This is a genomic window from Adlercreutzia equolifaciens, from assembly GCF_029076695.1.
GTDB classification, from domain to species: domain Bacteria; phylum Actinomycetota; class Coriobacteriia; order Coriobacteriales; family Eggerthellaceae; genus Adlercreutzia; species Adlercreutzia equolifaciens_A.
Genome location: NZ_JARFIK010000480.1, coordinates 1 through 295 on the forward strand (window position 1 = coordinate 1; position 295 = coordinate 295).

The 295-nt window shown below is 46.8% G+C and carries 1 protein-coding gene; it reads left to right on the forward strand.

The genetic code is table 11. The features are described 5' to 3' along the window. Nucleotides 1-102: 102 nt before the first annotated feature. Nucleotides 103-295: DNA gyrase subunit A (locus PZH32_RS13265; RefSeq protein ID WP_428994057.1), on the forward strand; the 193-nt coding region annotated here is incomplete at its 3' end.

Sequence of the window (295 nt, forward strand, 5' to 3'; positions counted from 1 at the left end):
GAGACTTCATACATCGACTATGCCATGAGCGTAATCGCTGCCCGTGCTCTTCCGGATGTTAGAGACGGACTTAAGCCGGTACAGAGACGAATTCTGTACTCAATGATAGAATTAAATAATGGACCGGACAAACCGCATCGTAAATGTGCGCGTATTGTCGGTGATACGATGGGAAAATACCATCCTCATGGAGACAGCTCGATTTATGGAGCTCTCGTTAATCTTGCACAGGAGTGGTCTACACGTTATCCTCTTGTAGATGGACACGGAAACTTTGGTTCAGTGGACGGTGATG